This window comes from Pseudomonas sp. DF11, from assembly GCF_058148565.1.
In genome coordinates, this window is record NZ_JBYVYN010000001.1 from 1,317,315 (window position 1) to 1,333,359 (window position 16,045).

The following is a 16,045-nucleotide window of genomic DNA, read 5'->3' on the forward strand; positions in this document are numbered from 1 at the left end:
GCAAAGCTTGCTCCCACAACAGGTTTGCCTTTGCCCCGACGGTTTGTGCCAGGTTGACTATTAGCGCCCCGCCAACTCCATGATCATCCGCGACAACAGGTAAATCCGCGGCACCACGCTCTCGACTTCCGCGTACTCCTCCGGCGTATGGATGTTGCCGCCAACGATGCCAAAACCATCCAGCGTCGGCGTACCCACCCCGGCCGACAGGCTGGCATCCGCCGCGCCGCCGCTGCCTTCTTCAGTCAGTTTGCGCCCCAGTTCGCCATAGATCCCTTGGGCCATGGCCATCAATCGATCCGACTCCGCCGTCTGTGGCATCGGCGGCAGGCCGCGCTTGAGGCTGGTGGTGACTTCGGTGTCGGCGATCAGTTTGTCCTGCGACACCCGCGCCAGGTCTTTCTCGATGCGGTCGAACTCCTCCGGCACCGCCGCCCGCACGTCGGCCTTGGCGCTGGCCCGGTCGGGGATCACGTTGGTCCGGTCGCCAGCCTGGAGCACGGTGAAGTTGATGGTGGTTTTCTTTTCCGCGTCGCCGAGCTTGCCCAGTTGCAGGATCTGATGCGCGGCTTCCATCGCCGCATTACGCCCCTGTTCCGGCGCGACACCGGCGTGGGACGCCTTGCCCTTGACCTCCACCAGCGCCGTGGCACTGCCCTTGCGCCACACCACCAGGCCATCAGCCGGGCGACCCGGTTCCAGGTTGAGGGTCACGTCGTGGGCCTTGGCGGTTTTCTTGATCAGGTCGGTAGCCACGTCCGAGCCGGTTTCTTCGCTGGCATCCAGCAGGAAGGTGATCTGCGCGTAATTCTTGAAATCGAGGTTCTTGAGGATCTTCAACGCGTAGATGCCGGCGACGATGCCGCCCTTGTCGTCCATCACCCCCGGCCCATAGGCGCGACCGTCCTTGATGTGGAACGGACGCTCGGCGGCCGAGCCTTCCTTGAACACCGTGTCCATGTGGGCCATCAACAGGATCTTCGCCTTGCCGGTGCCCTTGAGGGTCGCCAGGATGTGCTGGGTACCGTCCGAATTCGGCACCTTCTCGATGGTGGCGCCCAGCTTCTTCAATTCGTCGATGGCAATGTCACCGACCTGGGTCAACCCCGGTACATACCCGGAGCCGGAGTCGATATTCACCAGCCGCTCCAACAGTTTCAGGGCTTCGCCCTTGTATTGTTCGGCGTCGGTCAGGATCTGCTGGTGGGGCTGCGCAACAGCCATGGGGGCGAAGGCGCCAAGGGCCAGGCTCAGGCCGAGACTGACGGCCAGGCGAGTGCGAAGAGCGGTCATCGTCATGATTTCATCCTTGTTCCGTATCGAAAGAGTGCCACAGGCACCCTACCCGACAACGAACCAAGGCTCTAGGCAGCAAGTGGCCATCTCAGCCCCGTGGCCGTAATGGCTTGCATGGAGGCCTCTGCACCGCGAGCTTCCCAGGTCGGCGGGATTGCCCGGCGCCTATCAGGGCAACACCCAATAGACATCCCTGAATGACGGGGTATTTATTCTCCTTCAAATGCCCCGCCCTGCCGCGGATTTTGGCTATATATGACTCATCAGGCGGCTGTCATGGCTGGTAGCAAAGCAAAAGCGGCCCTGTCATCGCGATATGCCCGGGTTTCAGCTTCACTTAACACATTCTGTCCTGACCCATGGAGGGCGAAACATGCTGGTGTTGTGGGTAGTCCTTGCCGTGTTCATCGCCTGGAGCTGGTTGACGTATCCAGGCATCGGTCATGTGCTGTACGACATGGGCACGGCGCTGGAGGCACGCCTCTACCGGTTGCACAAGATCACCGTCCCCATCAGTGAGATGACCGTGTCGACCTGGCAAGGCGGGCCATATGAAGCGTCCGGCAGCATCCTGATGCTGCATGGCTACAGCGCCGACAAGAATCTATGGCTGCGCTTTGCCCGGCATTTTGTCGGCGACTACCGGGTGGTGGTACCCGACCTGGCCGGCCATGGCGAAACCGGCTTCAAGGCCGGCGGCGGCTATGACATCCCGACCCAGGCCCGACGGGTGATCGAGTTGCTCGACGCCTGCGGCCTGGACAAGGTCCATGTGATCGGCAACTCCATGGGCGGTTATCTCGCCGCCTGGCTGGCGGCCACTTCGCCCGAGCGCGTACTGACCCTGGCGCTGATCGATCCGGCCGGCGTCACCGCTCCCCAGGCCAGCGACATGGAACGCCACCTGGCCGCCGGGCATAACCCGTTCCTCGTCGACTCGCGGGATGATTTCGCGCCATTCTACGCCATGACCATGGCCTCCCCGCCCTGGGTACCCAGCGTGGTGCTGGCGGCGTTGGCCGAACGTTACGAACAGCGCCGCGATGAACTGGCGGAGATCTTCGTCGACTTTCGCGCCAGCCCGCCGATGGAGCCGCGCCTGGCCGACATCCGCGCGCCATCCTTGCTGCTCTGGGGCCGCAAGGACCGGCTGATCGACGTGAGCAGCGTGCCGGTGTGGAGCAAGGGTATCGCCGACCTGCGGGTGGAGATCTGGGACGGCATCGGTCATATGCCCATGGTCGAACGACCGGGGAAAACCGCGGCGCTGTACCGGGATTTTCTCAAGGGTTTGGGGCAATGACGGCGGTGTAAAAAAAGCCCCATGTGGGAGCGAGTTGACTCAGAGGTATCTATTTTCATGAACATCCTCTACGACGAACACCTCGACGGTCCCTTGCCGAAGGTGGACAAGCAAGCCCTGCTTCAAGCCCTGCAGGCGCAGATTCCAGACCTGGACGTCCTGCACCGAGAGGAAGACCTCAAGCCCTACGAATGCGACGGCTTGTCGGCCTATCGCACCACGCCGATGCTGGTGGTGTTGCCCCGGCGCGTCGGGCAGGTGCAAGCGCTGCTCAAGCTCTGCCATGGGCAGAACGTCCCGGTGGTCGCCCGGGGCGCCGGGACCGGTCTGTCCGGCGGCGCCCTGCCCCTAGCAAGCGGCGTGTTGCTGGTGATGGCGCGGTTCAACCAGATCCTGCACATCGACCCCGACGCCCGCACCGCAAGGCTTCAGCCGGGTGTACGCAACCTGGCGATCTCCCAGGCGGCGGCGCCGTTCGGGCTGTACTACGCGCCGGATCCTTCGTCGCAGATCGCCTGTTCCATCGGTGGCAATGTCGCGGAAAACGCCGGTGGCGTGCACTGCCTCAAGTACGGCCTGACGGTGCACAACCTGTTGCAGTTGGAGATCCTCACCATCGAAGGCGAACGCCTGACCCTGGGCAGCGAAGCCCTGGATTCACCGGGCCTGGACCTGCTGGCACTGTTCACCGGCTCCGAAGGCTTGCTTGGGGTAATCACTGAAGTGACGGTCAAGCTGTTGCCCCGGCCCCAGGTCGCCAAGGTGCTGCTGGCCAGTTTCGATTCGGTGGACAAGGCCGGTCGGGCAGTGGCCGACATCATCGCCGCCGGCATCATCCCCGGCGGCCTGGAAATGATGGACAACCTGGCGATCCGCGCCGCCGAGGACTTCATCCACGCCGGTTACCCGGTGGACGCCGAAGCGATCCTGCTGTGCGAACTGGACGGGGTCGAGGCCGATGTCCATGACGATTGCGAACAAGTCCGCCAGGTGCTGCAACAGGCCGGCGCCACCGAGGTCCGCCAGGCGCGGGACGAGGCCGAGCGGCTGCGGTTCTGGGCCGGGCGCAAGAACGCCTTCCCGGCGGTCGGTCGCCTGGCGCCGGACTATTACTGCATGGACGGCACCATCCCGCGTCGGGCCTTGCCCGAGGTACTGCAGCGCATCGCCAGTCTCGGCGCCGAGCATGGCCTGCGGGTAGCCAATGTCTTTCATGCCGGTGACGGCAACATGCACCCACTGATCCTGTTCGATGCCAACCAGCCCGGCGAACTGGAGCGCGCCGAAACCCTGGGCGGGAAAATCCTCGAGCTGTGTGTCCAGGTGGGCGGCAGCATCACCGGCGAGCACGGCGTCGGCCGGGAAAAAATCAATCAGATGTGCACGCAGTTCAACAGCGACGAACTGAAGCTGTTCCATGCGGTAAAAGCGGCATTCGATCCCCAAGGCCTGCTCAACCCCGGCAAGAACATTCCCACCCTGCACCGCTGCGCCGAGTTCGGTGCCATGCATATCCATGGCGGGCAGTTGCCATTTCCTGAACTGGAGCGTTTCTGATGAGCCGCGAAACCGACCAGGACGCCAGCGACCTGCTGCTCGAACAGGTCAATCGCGCACGGGCCAATACCACGCCACTGCGCATCCAGGGTTCGAACAGCAAGGCCTTCCTGGGCCGCGAAGTGGCCGGCGAAGTGCTGGATACCCGCGTGCATCGAGGCATCGTCCACTACGACCCGACCGAGTTGGTGGTCACCGCCCGTGCCGGCACCCCATTGCGGGAACTGCTCGCCGCCCTCGACGCCGCCGGACAGCGGCTGCCCTGCGAACCGCCGGCGTTCGGCGACGACGCCACGGTCGGCGGCATGGTCGCTGCCGGGCTGTCAGGGCCACGTCGACCATGGGCCGGTTCGGTGCGCGATTTCGTCCTGGGCACGCGCCTGATCAGCGGCCACGGCACCTTGCTACGTTTTGGCGGCGAGGTGATGAAGAACGTCGCCGGCTACGACCTCTCGCGTCTGTTGGCCGGCAGTTTCGGCTGCCTGGGGGTCATCACCGAAGTCTCCTTGAAGGTCCTGCCCAAGCCCCGTCACAGCCTGAGCATTCGCCTGGAACTGGACAGCACCGAGGCGTTGGCGAAACTTGCCGAATGGGGCCGCCAGCCGTTGCCCATCAGCGCCGCCAGCCATGACGGCAACTGTCTGCACCTGCGCCTGGAGGGTGGCGAAGGCTCGGTCAGCGCCGCTCATCAACGTTTCGGTGGCGAGGTGATCGACGATCGATACTGGACGGCACTCAATGAACATCAGTTGGCATTCTTCGACGAAGGCTTGCCGCTGTGGCGCCTGTCATTGCCCAACCATACCGGCCCGCTCGCCCTGCCCGGCGCGCAACTGATCGACTGGGGCGGCGCGCAACGCTGGTTGAAAACCGATGCCGATACCGTGCAAGCCCTGGCCCATGAACTGGGCAGCCATGCCACCTGCTATCGTCAGGGTGCCAGCGATACACCGTTCCAGCCACTGGCTCCGGCGCTGCTGCGCTATCACCGGCAGTTGAAGGCCCAGCTCGACCCGCTCGGGCTGTTCAACCCTGGCCGGATGTACCCGGAGATCTAGCATGCAGACTCGGTTCAGTGAGGAAAGCAAAAATCTGCCCCGCGCCGAAGAAGCCGAACGGATCCTGCGCAGTTGCGTGCATTGCGGCTTCTGCAATGCCACTTGCCCCACTTATCAATTGCTGGGCGATGAACTGGACGGCCCGCGAGGGCGCATCTACCTGATCAAGCAGGTGCTCGAAGGCGAGCCGGCGACAGCCAGCACCCAACTGCACCTGGATCGCTGCCTGTCGTGTCGCAACTGCGAGACCACCTGCCCGTCCGGCGTGGATTACCACAACCTGCTGGACATCGGTCGGGCGGTGGTCGATCAAGCCGTGCCGCGCCCCGCTGGCCAACGCGCACTGCGCTCGGGCCTGCGAAGCCTGGCCACCAGCCCTGAGCGGTTCAAGGCCCTGCTGCGTCTTGGGGCGATCTTCCGTCCAGTACTGCCGACGAACCTGAGCGCCAAATTACCCCGCCCTTCCCCAGCCCGCGACGGACGTCCAGCGGTCCGGCATCAGCGTACGGTGTTGATGCTCGAAGGCTGCGTGCAACCGGGCCTTTCGCCCAACACCAACGCCTCGGCAGCGCGGGTACTGGATCGACTCGGCATCAGCGTGATCCCCTGTGCGCAAGCTGGCTGCTGCGGCGCCCTGGATTATCACCTCGATGCCCAGACCATCGGACTGGAGCGCGCCCGGCAGAACATCGACGCCTGGTGGCCGCACCTGGAAAACGGCGCTGAAGCCATCGTCCAGACGGCCAGCGGCTGCGGCGCCTTCATCAAGGACTACGGGCACTTGCTGGAGCATGACCCTGCCTACGCCGCCAAGGCCCGACAGGTGAGTGAGCGGGCGCTGGACCTGGTGCAGGTGCTTGGCAAGGAACCGCTGGAACAGATCTGTGCGGCCAGGAACCAGCGTATCGCCGTGCATTGCCCGTGCACCTTGCAACACGCACAGAAACTCGGCGGCAGCATCGAAGCGCTGTTGACGCGGTTGGGCTTCAACCTCACCGAGGTACCCGACGGCCACTTGTGTTGCGGCTCGGCCGGCACCTATTCGCTGACCCAGCCGGCCCTGGCGCGGCAGTTGCGCGACAACCGCCTCAACGCGCTGGAAAGCGGCCAGCCGGAGCTGATTGTCACGGCCAACGTTGGCTGCCAGAACCACCTCGACGGCGCCGGCCGCACGCCCGTACGACACTGGATCGAGTTGGTGGATCAGTCCCTGGCAGAATGAAGTCCTGAAGATTCTTCGTTTGCCGGGGCCGGCGAAGGCTGCGATCTTTCGTCCAACTTTCCCACAGTCCCTCGCCAGGAATTCTCACGATGAGCTTCGTCAGCCCCGACCTGATCCGCCAACGCTTCTCCAGGGCGATGTCCGACATGTACCGCGACGAGGTGCCGCTGTATGGCGCCCTGATGAAGCTGGTGGAGCACACCAACGCTCAGGTGCTGGCCGAAGATCCGGCCCTGGCCGCTCACCTGCGCAGCACCGGTGAACTCGAACGCCTGGACCTGGAACGCCACGGTGCGATTCGCGTTGGCACCGCCACCGAGCTGGCGACCCTGGGGCGTCTGTTCGCGGTCATGGGCATGCAGCCGGTGGGCTACTACGACCTCACGCCTGCCGGGGTGCCGGTGCATTCCACGGCCTTCCGCGCCGTGCACGAAAGCGCGTTGCAGGTCAGCCCGTTCCGGGTGTTTACCTCACTGCTGCGCCTGGAACTGATCGAGAATGCCGAGCTTCGGGCCTTTGCCGAGTCGGTGCTGGCCAAACGGCAGATCTTCACCCCCAGCGCCCTTGAACTCATTGACCTGGCCGAACGCCAGGGTGGCCTGACCGAAGCCCAGGCCGAGGACTTCGTCCTACAGGCCCTGGAAACCTTTCGCTGGCACCACAGCGCCACGGTCACCGCCGAACAGTACCGGCAATTGAGTACCCAACATCGTTTGATCGCCGACGTGGTGGCGTTCAAGGGACCGCACATCAACCACCTGACGCCGCGTACCCTGGACATCGACATCGTCCAGGCCCGGATGCCCGTGCATGGCATTACCCCCAAGGCCGTGATCGAAGGTCCACCCCGTCGGCAGTGCCCGATCCTGCTGCGCCAGACCAGTTTCAAGGCTCTGGACGAACCCGTCGCCTTTACCGACCAGGCACAAGCCCAGGGCAGCCACAGCGCCCGCTTCGGTGAAATCGAACAACGGGGCGCCGCGCTCACGCCCAAGGGCCGCGCGCTCTACGACCGATTGCTGAACGCCGCGCGGGATGCGCTGGGGGAGTTTCCCAACGAAGCCAACGCCGAACGCTACAACCGGCTGATGACCGAACATTTTGTCGAATTCCCTGACAACCACGATGAGCTGCGCCGACAAGCATTGGCCTACTTTCGCTATTTCGTGACGCCCAAGGGCCTCGCCGCCAAGGGCACCCTCGGGCAAGCGGCTTCCCTGGAGCACTTGCTCACGCAGCAATACCTGCGCGCCGAACCTTTGGTGTACGAGGATTTCCTGCCGGTCAGCGCCGCCGGTATCTTCCAGTCGAACCTCGGCGATGCCGCCCAGAGCCATTGCGCCGGACAGTCCAACCGCCAGGCCTTTGAAGAAGCGTTGGGGCGGGCGACCATCGATGAGCTGGGGTTGTATGCCCAGACTCAGCAGCGCTCTATCGATGAGTGCAGGGCCGCATTGGGCTTGTAGGAACCAGCCGAAGGATAAAACGGCAAAAAGCTGCATGACAGGCGTGCTGCGTGGCGCGCCTTCATCGGCCACTTTGCCTGGCTTTCGCGGCGTTTGCTCAGGCCACCAAGAGCTGCAGCACGCCAGGCAAACCTTTGTTCGCTTTCTTGCTAGGCGGGGGTAAAAATCCGCCAGACATTAAATCAACTCATTGATATTTATATATTTTTTTAAAATGGCATAGCTCTTGATAATCGTCAGGCCACCTCGGGGCGACTCCCGCCCCAGGTCCATCGTTATCCAGGAAGGAGAGCATCCATTGGCTACCCCCGCGTACATGACCATCAAAGGCATCAAACAAGGAAAGATCACTGAAGGCGCGTTTACCGCCGACTCGGTTGGCAATATTTTCCAGGAGGGACGTGAAAACAAAATCATGGTGCAAGGTTTCCAGCACCAGGTGAGCGTTCCGCGTGATCCTCAATCCGGCCAGCCAACTGGCCTGCGCGTGCACCACCCCCTCATCATCACCAAAGTGTTCGATAAGGCCACGCCATTGCTGCAAGAGGCCCTTGCCAATGGCGAACGCATGGAAGAGGTGGTGATTCAATGGTTCCGGACATCCGCCGCGGGTACTCAGGAACATTACTTCACCACCACGCTGGAGGACGCGATCATCGTCGAGATCAAGGACTACATGCTCAATTGCCAAGACCCGGCGAACGCCCATTTCACCCATCTGGAAGACGTGCACTTCTCGTTTCGCAAAATCACCTGGACCCACGAAGTCAGCAGCACCTCGGGTTCCGATGACTGGCGTTCGCCCGTGGTCGGTTGAATCGGCGGCAGCCGTTCACGCATCGGCCAACTCCGCTGACCCATGTGCAGTTGAAAACAATCGATAGAAGTTGATTCAGGATGGTGTTCGCCCAGTGCGATGGCCTCGGCAATCCATGCACTGGTAAAGAGCCTGACACTGGGCGAACGAGCACAATAATAATCGAACTTTTAGAACATGTCCGCGAGGCTGTTTAAATAATTATTCATCGTTACAACTGTTTACATCTGATCGAAACTCAACCGCTTGTACAATTACACTGCGCCGTGACGGGAGCGTTTGCTTCCACTCGGCCGGGAGGACACCCCGGGCGCAACGGCCGCTCTCCATGGGGCCGCTGCGCAACCCGGCAGGCGCCTGCTTCCTCGCCACGGGTTTGTGCTTGAAGCGCATTATGTCTTAGCTGTACAAGCAGCTATACAAAACGATGAATAAGTACAAACGTTATTCGCACCAAGTCGTTGCAAGTTTAAACAGTCATTAAAAAAATCTTTTAATAACCCGTCGGTGTGACCCACTTCAGCCACGTCGACCGGTTTTCTGCGCATCGGTATCCCCTACCTCAGGGTCGCCATGCTGTTGCTTGCGCTTGGCCGGGTCATTGGGCCGCAAGGCATCGTTATCGCGTTCCACTTCACCGGGCAACGCCGGCTCGTCGGGGTTCTGCGGTGTTTGATCGGGGCTGTGCTTCATGGCGAACTCCTTGAATCCTTCGGGCTTGGATCAGGCGTCGGGATCGGCGACCTCTTCAGCGACGTTGGCATCCGGGGAGCGACGGTGCAGTTGCTCGGCCTTGGTCTTCAAGGCCTGCCACTGCGCCAGGTCGATGGCGCCCAGGCCGAACAGATCATTGGCCAGGCGCATCAGTTCGGTGAAGTGAGCATCGGGGGACTGCTGCCAGTAGGCCTTGTCGTCGAACAATCGCTGCCAATCGGCCAGCGACACGAGTTTGAGGTCATCGCTCATGACGGGCTCCTGCGAGACATTCATAAACTATGAGGGGCGACGTTCGCGGGGAGTTCCAACGATTCTCAGTAGCCGGTCATTTCCAGGTAACCCGTGCCGCCCTGGCTGCCACGCAGTTGTACAGGTCCTTCCCAATAGGGAATGCGCAAGTTCATCCAGGCATTGGGATTCAGCGCGTGGACGGTGATGTCGAGTTGCTTGCCGGGGATCCTGATGGCCCAGCCTACCGGCATCGAGCGCCCGGCGACCTTGGCGGTGTCCTGGGGCTCAAGGCTGATTTCCCCGGCGTGCAGGGTCTGCGCTTGGCCCTGGGCGTCGATCCAGGTGCCCGTGAGGTACGGCGCACCGTCCTTGTGGCGCATGCGGTAGAGCATCAGATGCTCGCCGTTGTCCAGGTGCAAGGAGAACCAGTCCCAACCGGTCTGGTTGGCGGTCAGGGGTTGGCTGCTCCATTCGCGGTCGAGCCAGGCCGGGCCGCTGACCGCATAACGCCGGCCGTCGATCTCCAATTCACCGCTGGCCTGGAAGAACGGCTGGCTGTAATAGTACGACGCTTGCCCTTGTTCGGATTTCTGGCTAAAGCCTTGATCGCCCTGCAACACCAGCGGACGGCTCGACGTGAGCCGCAACGCATAGCTGAAGCGCAGGTCGCGAGCTTGCAACTGCATGTCCGCCAACGGCTCGGCCCCTGAAACCCGGGTGCCGAATTGCCAGTCGTCGATCCAGGCATTGAAGGGCACCGCCTGCACCCCGGCCTGCCCTACCCCCCCTCGGGCATAACGCTCGGCGGCATGGTGCACGGTGGCGGATGTGACCGCAGCGTGACCGAGCCAGATCGTCTGGTTGCGCCAGCCGCTGGCCTGGGGCGCGGCATCCAGGGCACTGCGAAACAGCGTCCACTGCACACCGAAATCACGGCCCTGGGCGTCCTTGAGATTGGCGGTGACGTACCACCACTCGATGCGAAAACCTTCATGAAGACCATGGTCGGCCGGGAAACTGAACACCCGCCCAGGCACAACCGGCGTGAACGCGACAGCCTGGTCGCCGAGACCGGCAAAGCCCTTTTGCGCAGGGGCCGAGTCATCACAACCACTGAGCAACGCCAGCAGCAACACGCAGACACTAATCCTCATGAGCAAAGGTCCTCAGCAAATCCGCCGGCTGCGTGCGGTACAACGCGTACAGCGGCCAGGCCGATGCCAATAGCGTGGCGAGCATCGCCAAGGCCAGCAACTGCACCAATTGCAACGGGAACACCCGCAGCGGCAGGCGCCAACCGAAGGCCTGCACGTTGATCACCGCGTCCAGGCACCAGGCCAGGGCGATGCCCAGCGGCAACGCCAGGACCAGGGTCAGCAGCGCCAGCAACCAGGTCTGGCCGAGGTTGAGCAACATCAACTGCCGGCGCGTCACGCCCAGCGCCCACAGCGGCGCCAACTGACCGAGGCGACTCTGGCTCTGGGTCAGCAGGCTGATGAACAACGCCACCCCGGCCACCGCCAGGGTCAGGCTGTTGAGGGCGGCGGTGGCGGCGAAGGTGCGCTCGAACACCTGGGTCGACCAGCCCTTGAGCCGAGCCTGATCGACGATGCGGCTGTCATCCAGGCTGAAGCGGTCTTGCAACGCTGTCAGTAGCGCCGGGATCGCGGGCGGTTCGATACGCAGGTTGAAACGGTTCGGTGTCAGGTTCGGCCAGTGCGCCAGCAAGTGATCGGCATTGACCAGCACATGCCCCTTGGGATTGCCGTAGTCGGCATAGATCCCGACGATGCGCAGTAGCCATGGCCCCTGCGGGGTCGGCAGGGTCAACTGATCGCCGATGCTCACCTTGAGGCGCCGGGCCAGTTGCTCGCTGAGCATGAGGGTATCGGCGGCCGCCAGTTGCTCCCACGGCTTGTCGCCGGCCGATTCCAGCAGCGGCCAATGCTGGCGATAGTGGGGATGATCGATGATGCCGTGGATATCCGTCGGCCAGCCCTGCAACGGAACCGAGACTTGCCAGAGGGGAACGACGGCAGTGACCGCCGGTTGCTGCTTGAGCCAGGCGTGCAGTTCGTTCGCCTGGGCCGGGGTTTGCGGATTGATGTACAACTCGGCGGTCAGCCGTTGTTCGAGCCAGTTGCTGAAGGTCTGGCGGAAACCGGCGGTCATGCTGCCGGCACCGATGTTCGCCGCCAGCGCCAGCAACAACGCCATCAGCGCCAGGCTCAACGTCGGTAATTGCTGACGGCAATCGGCGAGAAACCATTGTCCGAGCACCGAGCGGCTATGACGCAATAGCCGCTCCAGCACCGTATTGAGCAATACCGGCAAGGCCAGCGCCGCCCCCAGCAACAAGGCCGTCATCAAGACAAAACCGCTGGCCAGGCTGTCACCCCAGATCAACGCCGAGGCGACAACCAACGCCGCCATCGTCGCCACCCACCCCTGGCGTCGCAACCAACGCGCATGAGCCTGATGCCAGGCCTGGGGATTGGCCAGCGCCAGCAAGGGCAGGCGCGCGGCCCGCAGCAAACTGTCGGCCCCGGCTAGCAGCGCACCGAACAGGCTCAGGCCGACGCAGCTGAACCACCACCACGGGCTGAGGTTCAACTGCCCGGGCACTTCGGCACCGTACAAACCCCGCAGGCTTGCCGCGACATCGGGCAACAACAGCCCCGCCAGCCAATAGCCGCTGAGCACCCCGGCGACCCCGCCCAGCAAGGCTAACGCGCCCAATTCAATCGCCAGGCTGGTGATCAGCACCCGCGCACTGACGCCACAGGCCCGCAGGGTTCGCAACAGGCTGCGGCGTTGTTCGAGGGCCAGGCCGATGGCCGCATGGACGATGAACAGCCCCACCACGAACGATAAAAACCCCAAGGCGTCGAGGTTCAGGTGAAAACTTTCGGTCAGGCGCGACAGGTTGTTTTCTTCATCGGCGTGCTTGAGCTGCAGCCGACCGCTGAATGCTTGCGGCAACGCGGCGCTGAACGTGGCGGGCAACAGCAGCCGCGACAGTTGCTCCGGCAACCCGAGTACCTGTTGGGCAAAACCAATGTCCATCAACAGCACACCGGGTGCCATGTCCACCTGGACATGCAGCGGCGGCAGGGATTGCCCATCGACTGAACGAGGCCGGTCGCCCTCATTCAGCCCCAGGGCCTGCAACGTCTGCGCAGCGACCCAGGTACGACCGGGGTCGGTAAAGAATTCCACCACCTCGCTCATTTCCCGCACCTGCCCCGCCAGTGCCGCGCCGGGCGGCAGCGACACCGGGTCGATGCCCATCAGTTGCAAGCGCTGATCCTCATGGCCCTTGAGCACCACTCGGGCCTGCAATACCGGCGACACCGGCCAGCCCTGGCGCCGCAGTTCGACAAACCATTGCTGAGGGAAAGTGCCGCCACCGGGTGCATCAAGGCTGGCCTGGGGTTGGCCGCCGATCAGTTGACTGGCCCGGGCGTAACTGTCCCGGGCCTGACTGTTCAGCGCTTGCACGCCGGTGAGCAGGCTGGTGGCGAGCCACAGGCCGGTCAGCACGCTGAAGAACTGCACCGGGTGCTGGCGCCAATGGCTGAGCAAGGCCTTGAGGGTCTGGCGAAAAATCATCCCCCCTGGGCCACCTGCGCCAATCGCCCGCCATGCAGTACCACGCGCTGGGCCAGGCGAGCCGCCACCCGTGGACTGTGGGTCACCATCAGCAGGCTGGTGGGGCTGCCATCCAACAGTTCCAGCAGCAGTTGCAGCACTTCGTCACTGGTGGCTTCGTCGAGGCTGCCGGTGGGTTCGTCGGCCAGTAACAAGGGCGGTCGCGAGGCCAACGCCCGGCCCAGCGCGACCCGCTGTTGCTGGCCGCCGGAAAGCTGCTCGGGATAACGCCGTAGCAGCTCGGAAAGCCCGAGCCGCTGCACCAGATGAGTTTGCCAGGCCGCGTCGTAACGACCGCACAGACGCGCCTGGAACGCCAGATTGTCCTCCACCGGCAGGCTGCTGATGAGGTTGAACTGCTGGAACACCAGGCCGATTTCCGTACGCCGCCAATTCGCCAACTGGCTTTCACTCATGCCATCGAGCCGATACTCGCCGCTGCGGATGCTGCCGCGATCGACCTTGTCCAGCCCGGCGACCAGGTGCAACAAAGTGCTCTTGCCGCTGCCAGACTCCCCCATCAGCGCCAGGCTGCTGCCCGGCATCAGCGTCAGATCGATCCCCTGCAGCACCGGCAATGGGCCTTGGGGCGTGGCGTAGCTTTTAAAAACATCGCGGACTTCAAGCATGAAAAGGCTCGATGGGTAAACGTGAGGCTCAGGATAGCGGAGTTGAGTGACGGCCCCACCCGCGATAGCGAACTCATTGCCACCACGAGCAAGTTCCCACAGAGGATTCAGAGTGTACATCCAGCCCCACAGAATCCTGCCGAACACATCCGCTAATCAATGCCCCACCGCCATTTCAGCCTGGCCGGGGGGTGGTGTCACGATGTGGTCCAGGTCGATGTGTTTCCATTCAGGCGCGGCCCCCAACCGCGCATTGAAGCGGTAGTTGAAGGTGAAGTCGTCATCGGTCGGCTGACTGAGGGATTTTCCATAGGCCGACTCGACTCCGGCCGGGTCGTAGCCCATCAACTGCAACAGCGTCGGGAAGATGTTGTAGTGGCTCGAGCGGTCCTTGTTCCGGGCCCAGGCCTGGCGCCAATCGAGGGTATGCAACTGGCTGCCCTGGATGATGACCAACGGCACCAACCCTTCTTCGGCCACCGGATCACCACCACAATGGGTGTTGAGCCCAGGGTTGCCGCGCTCGTGCAGATCCTGGCCGTGGTCGGAGGTGTAGATCAACACGGCATGGCTCAAATCGGCCTGCTGGAAGATTCGCCTGAAGAACTCGCCGACATTCCACAGCAAGGTGTTCTGGTAGGCGTTGCGGTACAACAGCCAATCGTCTTTCTGCCCATTGAAGCCGTCACGCCTGCCGGTGTCGGCCACTTCCTGGAACTGCCCTCGCGGCAGCGTCGGGCGGTAGCTCATGAAGTCGTCGGGATATTTGTCGTGTACCGGGAAATGCGCCCCCACCTTGTTGATCACCACCAGTTCGGCCTGGTTGTCGCCCAGCAGTTCGATCAACTTCGCCGCCGCCGCCATGTCGCGGTCGCGTACGCTGGTCTGGTCGAATTGGACGAATTCGTCGATGTCCTGTTTTTCCAGCTCGGTCATCAGGTTCTGCAGGTGGCCACCGGTGCGCTGGGCGTCGATGTAGACAGTACGCAAACCGGCGTTCCTGGCGTACTGCCAGATCGACGGCTGGGTGCTGTTGATGCGCATATAGTCAGTGCGCGTGCCGCCGTAACGCAGGGTGACGTTGGTGTCGGCGCTGCAATTGGCGATGGAGGCCGCATAGCCGAAATTGAAGATATCCACGCCCTCGGGCGGCGTCTTCAGACCGCTGTGCACGCCGAACGGCGTGTTGATATCCAGGTAATTGCCGCCAATGCTTTCATCGATGATCAGCACGATATCCTGCTCGATCAAGGATGATTGTCGCACCAGGGTGACCGGCTCCCGGGGGCCGATGGTGTTGTGCAAGGACTCATAGGCAAACAGATTCAAATAGGCCAACGGCGGGTACATCACCGGCAGGCCGCGCGCGCCCTCGCCCGCTCGCACGAACAACACGCCACTGAGCAGCAACACGCCCAGCACGGGCGCCGCTATCGGCAGATAACCGGGCAACCGCAACGACCGTCGAGGCTTGAGAGCGATGCCGAACAACAGCAACAAGCCACTGATCGCCGCGCTGATAATCACCTCGCGGTACTGATAGGCCGCCTCCTGGATAAATCCTCCCGAGTACACCAGCGAAACGAACTGGCTATAGGTCAGGTAACTGTCCGTGACCCGGGTATACACCTCGAAAAACACCGCTGACCCAAACATCACCAAGGCAAATACATGCCTCACCAATGTCTGGCGTATGTAGGCGCTCATCCACAGCACCAGCACCAACAACCCGAACATGGCGCCGAACAGCAAGGTGGTGAGGCTCATGCCCAACGCGTTGAGCCGGTCAAGGTAATAGTCGTACCCCTTGAGCAGGTACAGAACCAACAGCAGTTCCTTGAGGTAGCGGGCCATGTTTTCCTCGACCGGATCGCAGCGTCGAAAGCACTCCGTTCCTGCACGTTAGCAGCCGTTTTTCAAAGCGCAAGAAACGCCCCAAAATCACCATGCGTCAAAAAAAAGTTAGCCCAAAAATGACACGAAAACCCGTCACAAAATGTAAAAATCTATGGATTACTACCGTTTATCGCTTTGTCAAATTCCCGTGAAGCCCAATAAAACAGCCACTTTTCTAAGACACTCAATAACTTGATATCAA

The 16,045-nt window shown here is 62.5% G+C and carries 13 protein-coding genes; 6 read left to right on the forward strand and 7 right to left on the reverse strand.

Annotation, left to right across the window (positions count from 1 at the left end; translation table 11 throughout):
* Positions 1 to 60: 60 nt before the first annotated feature.
* Entirely contained in the window at positions 61 to 1,299 is a 1,239-nt protein-coding gene (locus AC30D9_RS05580) for a M20/M25/M40 family metallo-hydrolase (protein ID WP_490143611.1), read from the reverse strand.
* 370 nt (positions 1,300 to 1,669) lie between these two features.
* On the opposite strand from AC30D9_RS05580, the gene AC30D9_RS05585 reads away from it, so the two are divergent.
* From AC30D9_RS05585 to AC30D9_RS05610, 6 genes are all read left to right on the forward strand, one after another.
* Complete coding sequence (locus AC30D9_RS05585) at positions 1,670 to 2,599, forward strand: alpha/beta fold hydrolase (RefSeq protein WP_490143612.1); 930 nt, start codon at positions 1,670 to 1,672, stop codon at positions 2,597 to 2,599.
* A gap of 57 nt (positions 2,600 to 2,656) precedes the next feature.
* Positions 2,657 to 4,156 (forward strand): glycolate oxidase subunit GlcD, encoded by a 1,500-nt coding sequence (gene glcD, locus AC30D9_RS05590; RefSeq protein WP_490143613.1) that lies wholly within the window; start codon positions 2,657 to 2,659, stop codon positions 4,154 to 4,156.
* Positions 4,156 to 5,214: a glycolate oxidase subunit GlcE gene (gene glcE / locus AC30D9_RS05595; protein WP_490143614.1), complete on the forward strand. Its 1,059-nt coding sequence runs from the start codon at positions 4,156 to 4,158 to the stop codon at positions 5,212 to 5,214. Before glcD ends, glcE begins: the two co-directional genes overlap by 1 nt.
* 1 nt (position 5,215) lies before the next feature.
* On the forward strand, positions 5,216 to 6,436 hold the full coding sequence (gene glcF / locus AC30D9_RS05600) for a glycolate oxidase subunit GlcF (protein WP_490143615.1): 1,221 nt from the start codon (positions 5,216 to 5,218) through the stop codon (positions 6,434 to 6,436).
* An 89-nt stretch (positions 6,437 to 6,525) separates the two neighbouring features.
* Positions 6,526 to 7,902 carry a 2-oxoadipate dioxygenase/decarboxylase HglS gene (gene hglS / locus AC30D9_RS05605; protein WP_490143616.1) on the forward strand — a complete coding sequence of 459 codons (1,377 nt, stop codon included), beginning with the start codon at positions 6,526 to 6,528 and terminating at the stop codon, positions 7,900 to 7,902.
* Positions 7,903 to 8,200: 298 nt separating this feature from the next.
* On the forward strand, positions 8,201 to 8,719 hold the full coding sequence (locus AC30D9_RS05610; protein WP_307571720.1) for an Hcp family type VI secretion system effector: 519 nt from the start codon (positions 8,201 to 8,203) through the stop codon (positions 8,717 to 8,719).
* Positions 8,720 to 9,238: 519 nt separating this feature from the next.
* Here AC30D9_RS05610 and AC30D9_RS05615 read toward each other — a convergent pair.
* The 6 genes from AC30D9_RS05615 to AC30D9_RS05640 all read right to left on the reverse strand — a co-directional run bounded on the left by AC30D9_RS05615 (position 9,239) and on the right by AC30D9_RS05640 (position 15,801).
* Positions 9,239 to 9,412 carry a hypothetical protein gene (locus AC30D9_RS05615; RefSeq protein ID WP_490143617.1) on the reverse strand — a complete coding sequence of 58 codons (174 nt, stop codon included), beginning with the start codon at positions 9,410 to 9,412 and terminating at the stop codon, positions 9,239 to 9,241.
* 30 nt (positions 9,413 to 9,442) lie between these two features.
* Positions 9,443 to 9,685, reverse strand: a complete 243-nt coding sequence (locus tag AC30D9_RS05620; protein ID WP_134925054.1) for a hypothetical protein — start codon at positions 9,683 to 9,685, stop codon at positions 9,443 to 9,445.
* A gap of 65 nt (positions 9,686 to 9,750) precedes the next feature.
* Complete coding sequence (locus tag AC30D9_RS05625) at positions 9,751 to 10,821, reverse strand: lipocalin-like domain-containing protein (protein WP_490143618.1); 1,071 nt, start codon at positions 10,819 to 10,821, stop codon at positions 9,751 to 9,753.
* Entirely contained in the window at positions 10,811 to 13,279 is a 2,469-nt protein-coding gene (locus tag AC30D9_RS05630) for an FtsX-like permease family protein (RefSeq protein ID WP_490143619.1), read from the reverse strand. The genes AC30D9_RS05625 and AC30D9_RS05630 overlap by 11 nt, the downstream gene beginning before the upstream one ends.
* Entirely contained in the window at positions 13,276 to 13,947 is a 672-nt protein-coding gene (locus AC30D9_RS05635; RefSeq protein ID WP_490143620.1) for an ABC transporter ATP-binding protein, read from the reverse strand. Before AC30D9_RS05635 ends, AC30D9_RS05630 begins: the two co-directional genes overlap by 4 nt.
* A gap of 156 nt (positions 13,948 to 14,103) precedes the next feature.
* The gene (locus AC30D9_RS05640; protein WP_490143621.1) at positions 14,104 to 15,801 is read right to left on the reverse strand and encodes a sulfatase-like hydrolase/transferase; all 1,698 of its coding nucleotides are present in this window, start codon (positions 15,799 to 15,801) and stop codon (positions 14,104 to 14,106) included.
* Between the last annotated feature and the right edge of the window lie 244 nt (positions 15,802 to 16,045).

Excerpts from the sequence above, each read along its gene's own strand:
- AC30D9_RS05635 (WP_490143620.1), bottom strand. The coding sequence starts at position 13,947 with ATGCTTGAAGTCCGCGATGTTTTTAAAAGCTACGCCACGCCCCAAGGC.
- glcF (WP_490143615.1), top strand. The coding sequence starts at position 5,216 with ATGCAGACTCGGTTCAGTGAGGAAAGCAAAAATCTGCCCCGCGCCGAA.
- AC30D9_RS05620 (WP_134925054.1), bottom strand. The coding sequence starts at position 9,685 with ATGAGCGATGACCTCAAACTCGTGTCGCTGGCCGATTGGCAGCGATTG.
- AC30D9_RS05585 (WP_490143612.1), top strand. The coding sequence starts at position 1,670 with ATGCTGGTGTTGTGGGTAGTCCTTGCCGTGTTCATCGCCTGGAGCTGG.
- glcE (WP_490143614.1), top strand. The coding sequence starts at position 4,156 with ATGAGCCGCGAAACCGACCAGGACGCCAGCGACCTGCTGCTCGAACAG.
- AC30D9_RS05630 (WP_490143619.1), bottom strand. The coding sequence starts at position 13,279 with ATGATTTTTCGCCAGACCCTCAAGGCCTTGCTCAGCCATTGGCGCCAG.
- glcD (WP_490143613.1), top strand. The coding sequence starts at position 2,657 with ATGAACATCCTCTACGACGAACACCTCGACGGTCCCTTGCCGAAGGTG.
- AC30D9_RS05580 (WP_490143611.1), bottom strand. The coding sequence starts at position 1,299 with ATGACGATGACCGCTCTTCGCACTCGCCTGGCCGTCAGTCTCGGCCTG.
- AC30D9_RS05615 (WP_490143617.1), bottom strand. The coding sequence starts at position 9,412 with ATGAAGCACAGCCCCGATCAAACACCGCAGAACCCCGACGAGCCGGCG.
- AC30D9_RS05625 (WP_490143618.1), bottom strand. The coding sequence starts at position 10,821 with ATGAGGATTAGTGTCTGCGTGTTGCTGCTGGCGTTGCTCAGTGGTTGT.
- AC30D9_RS05640 (WP_490143621.1), bottom strand. The coding sequence starts at position 15,801 with ATGGCCCGCTACCTCAAGGAACTGCTGTTGGTTCTGTACCTGCTCAAG.
- hglS (WP_490143616.1), top strand. The coding sequence starts at position 6,526 with ATGAGCTTCGTCAGCCCCGACCTGATCCGCCAACGCTTCTCCAGGGCG.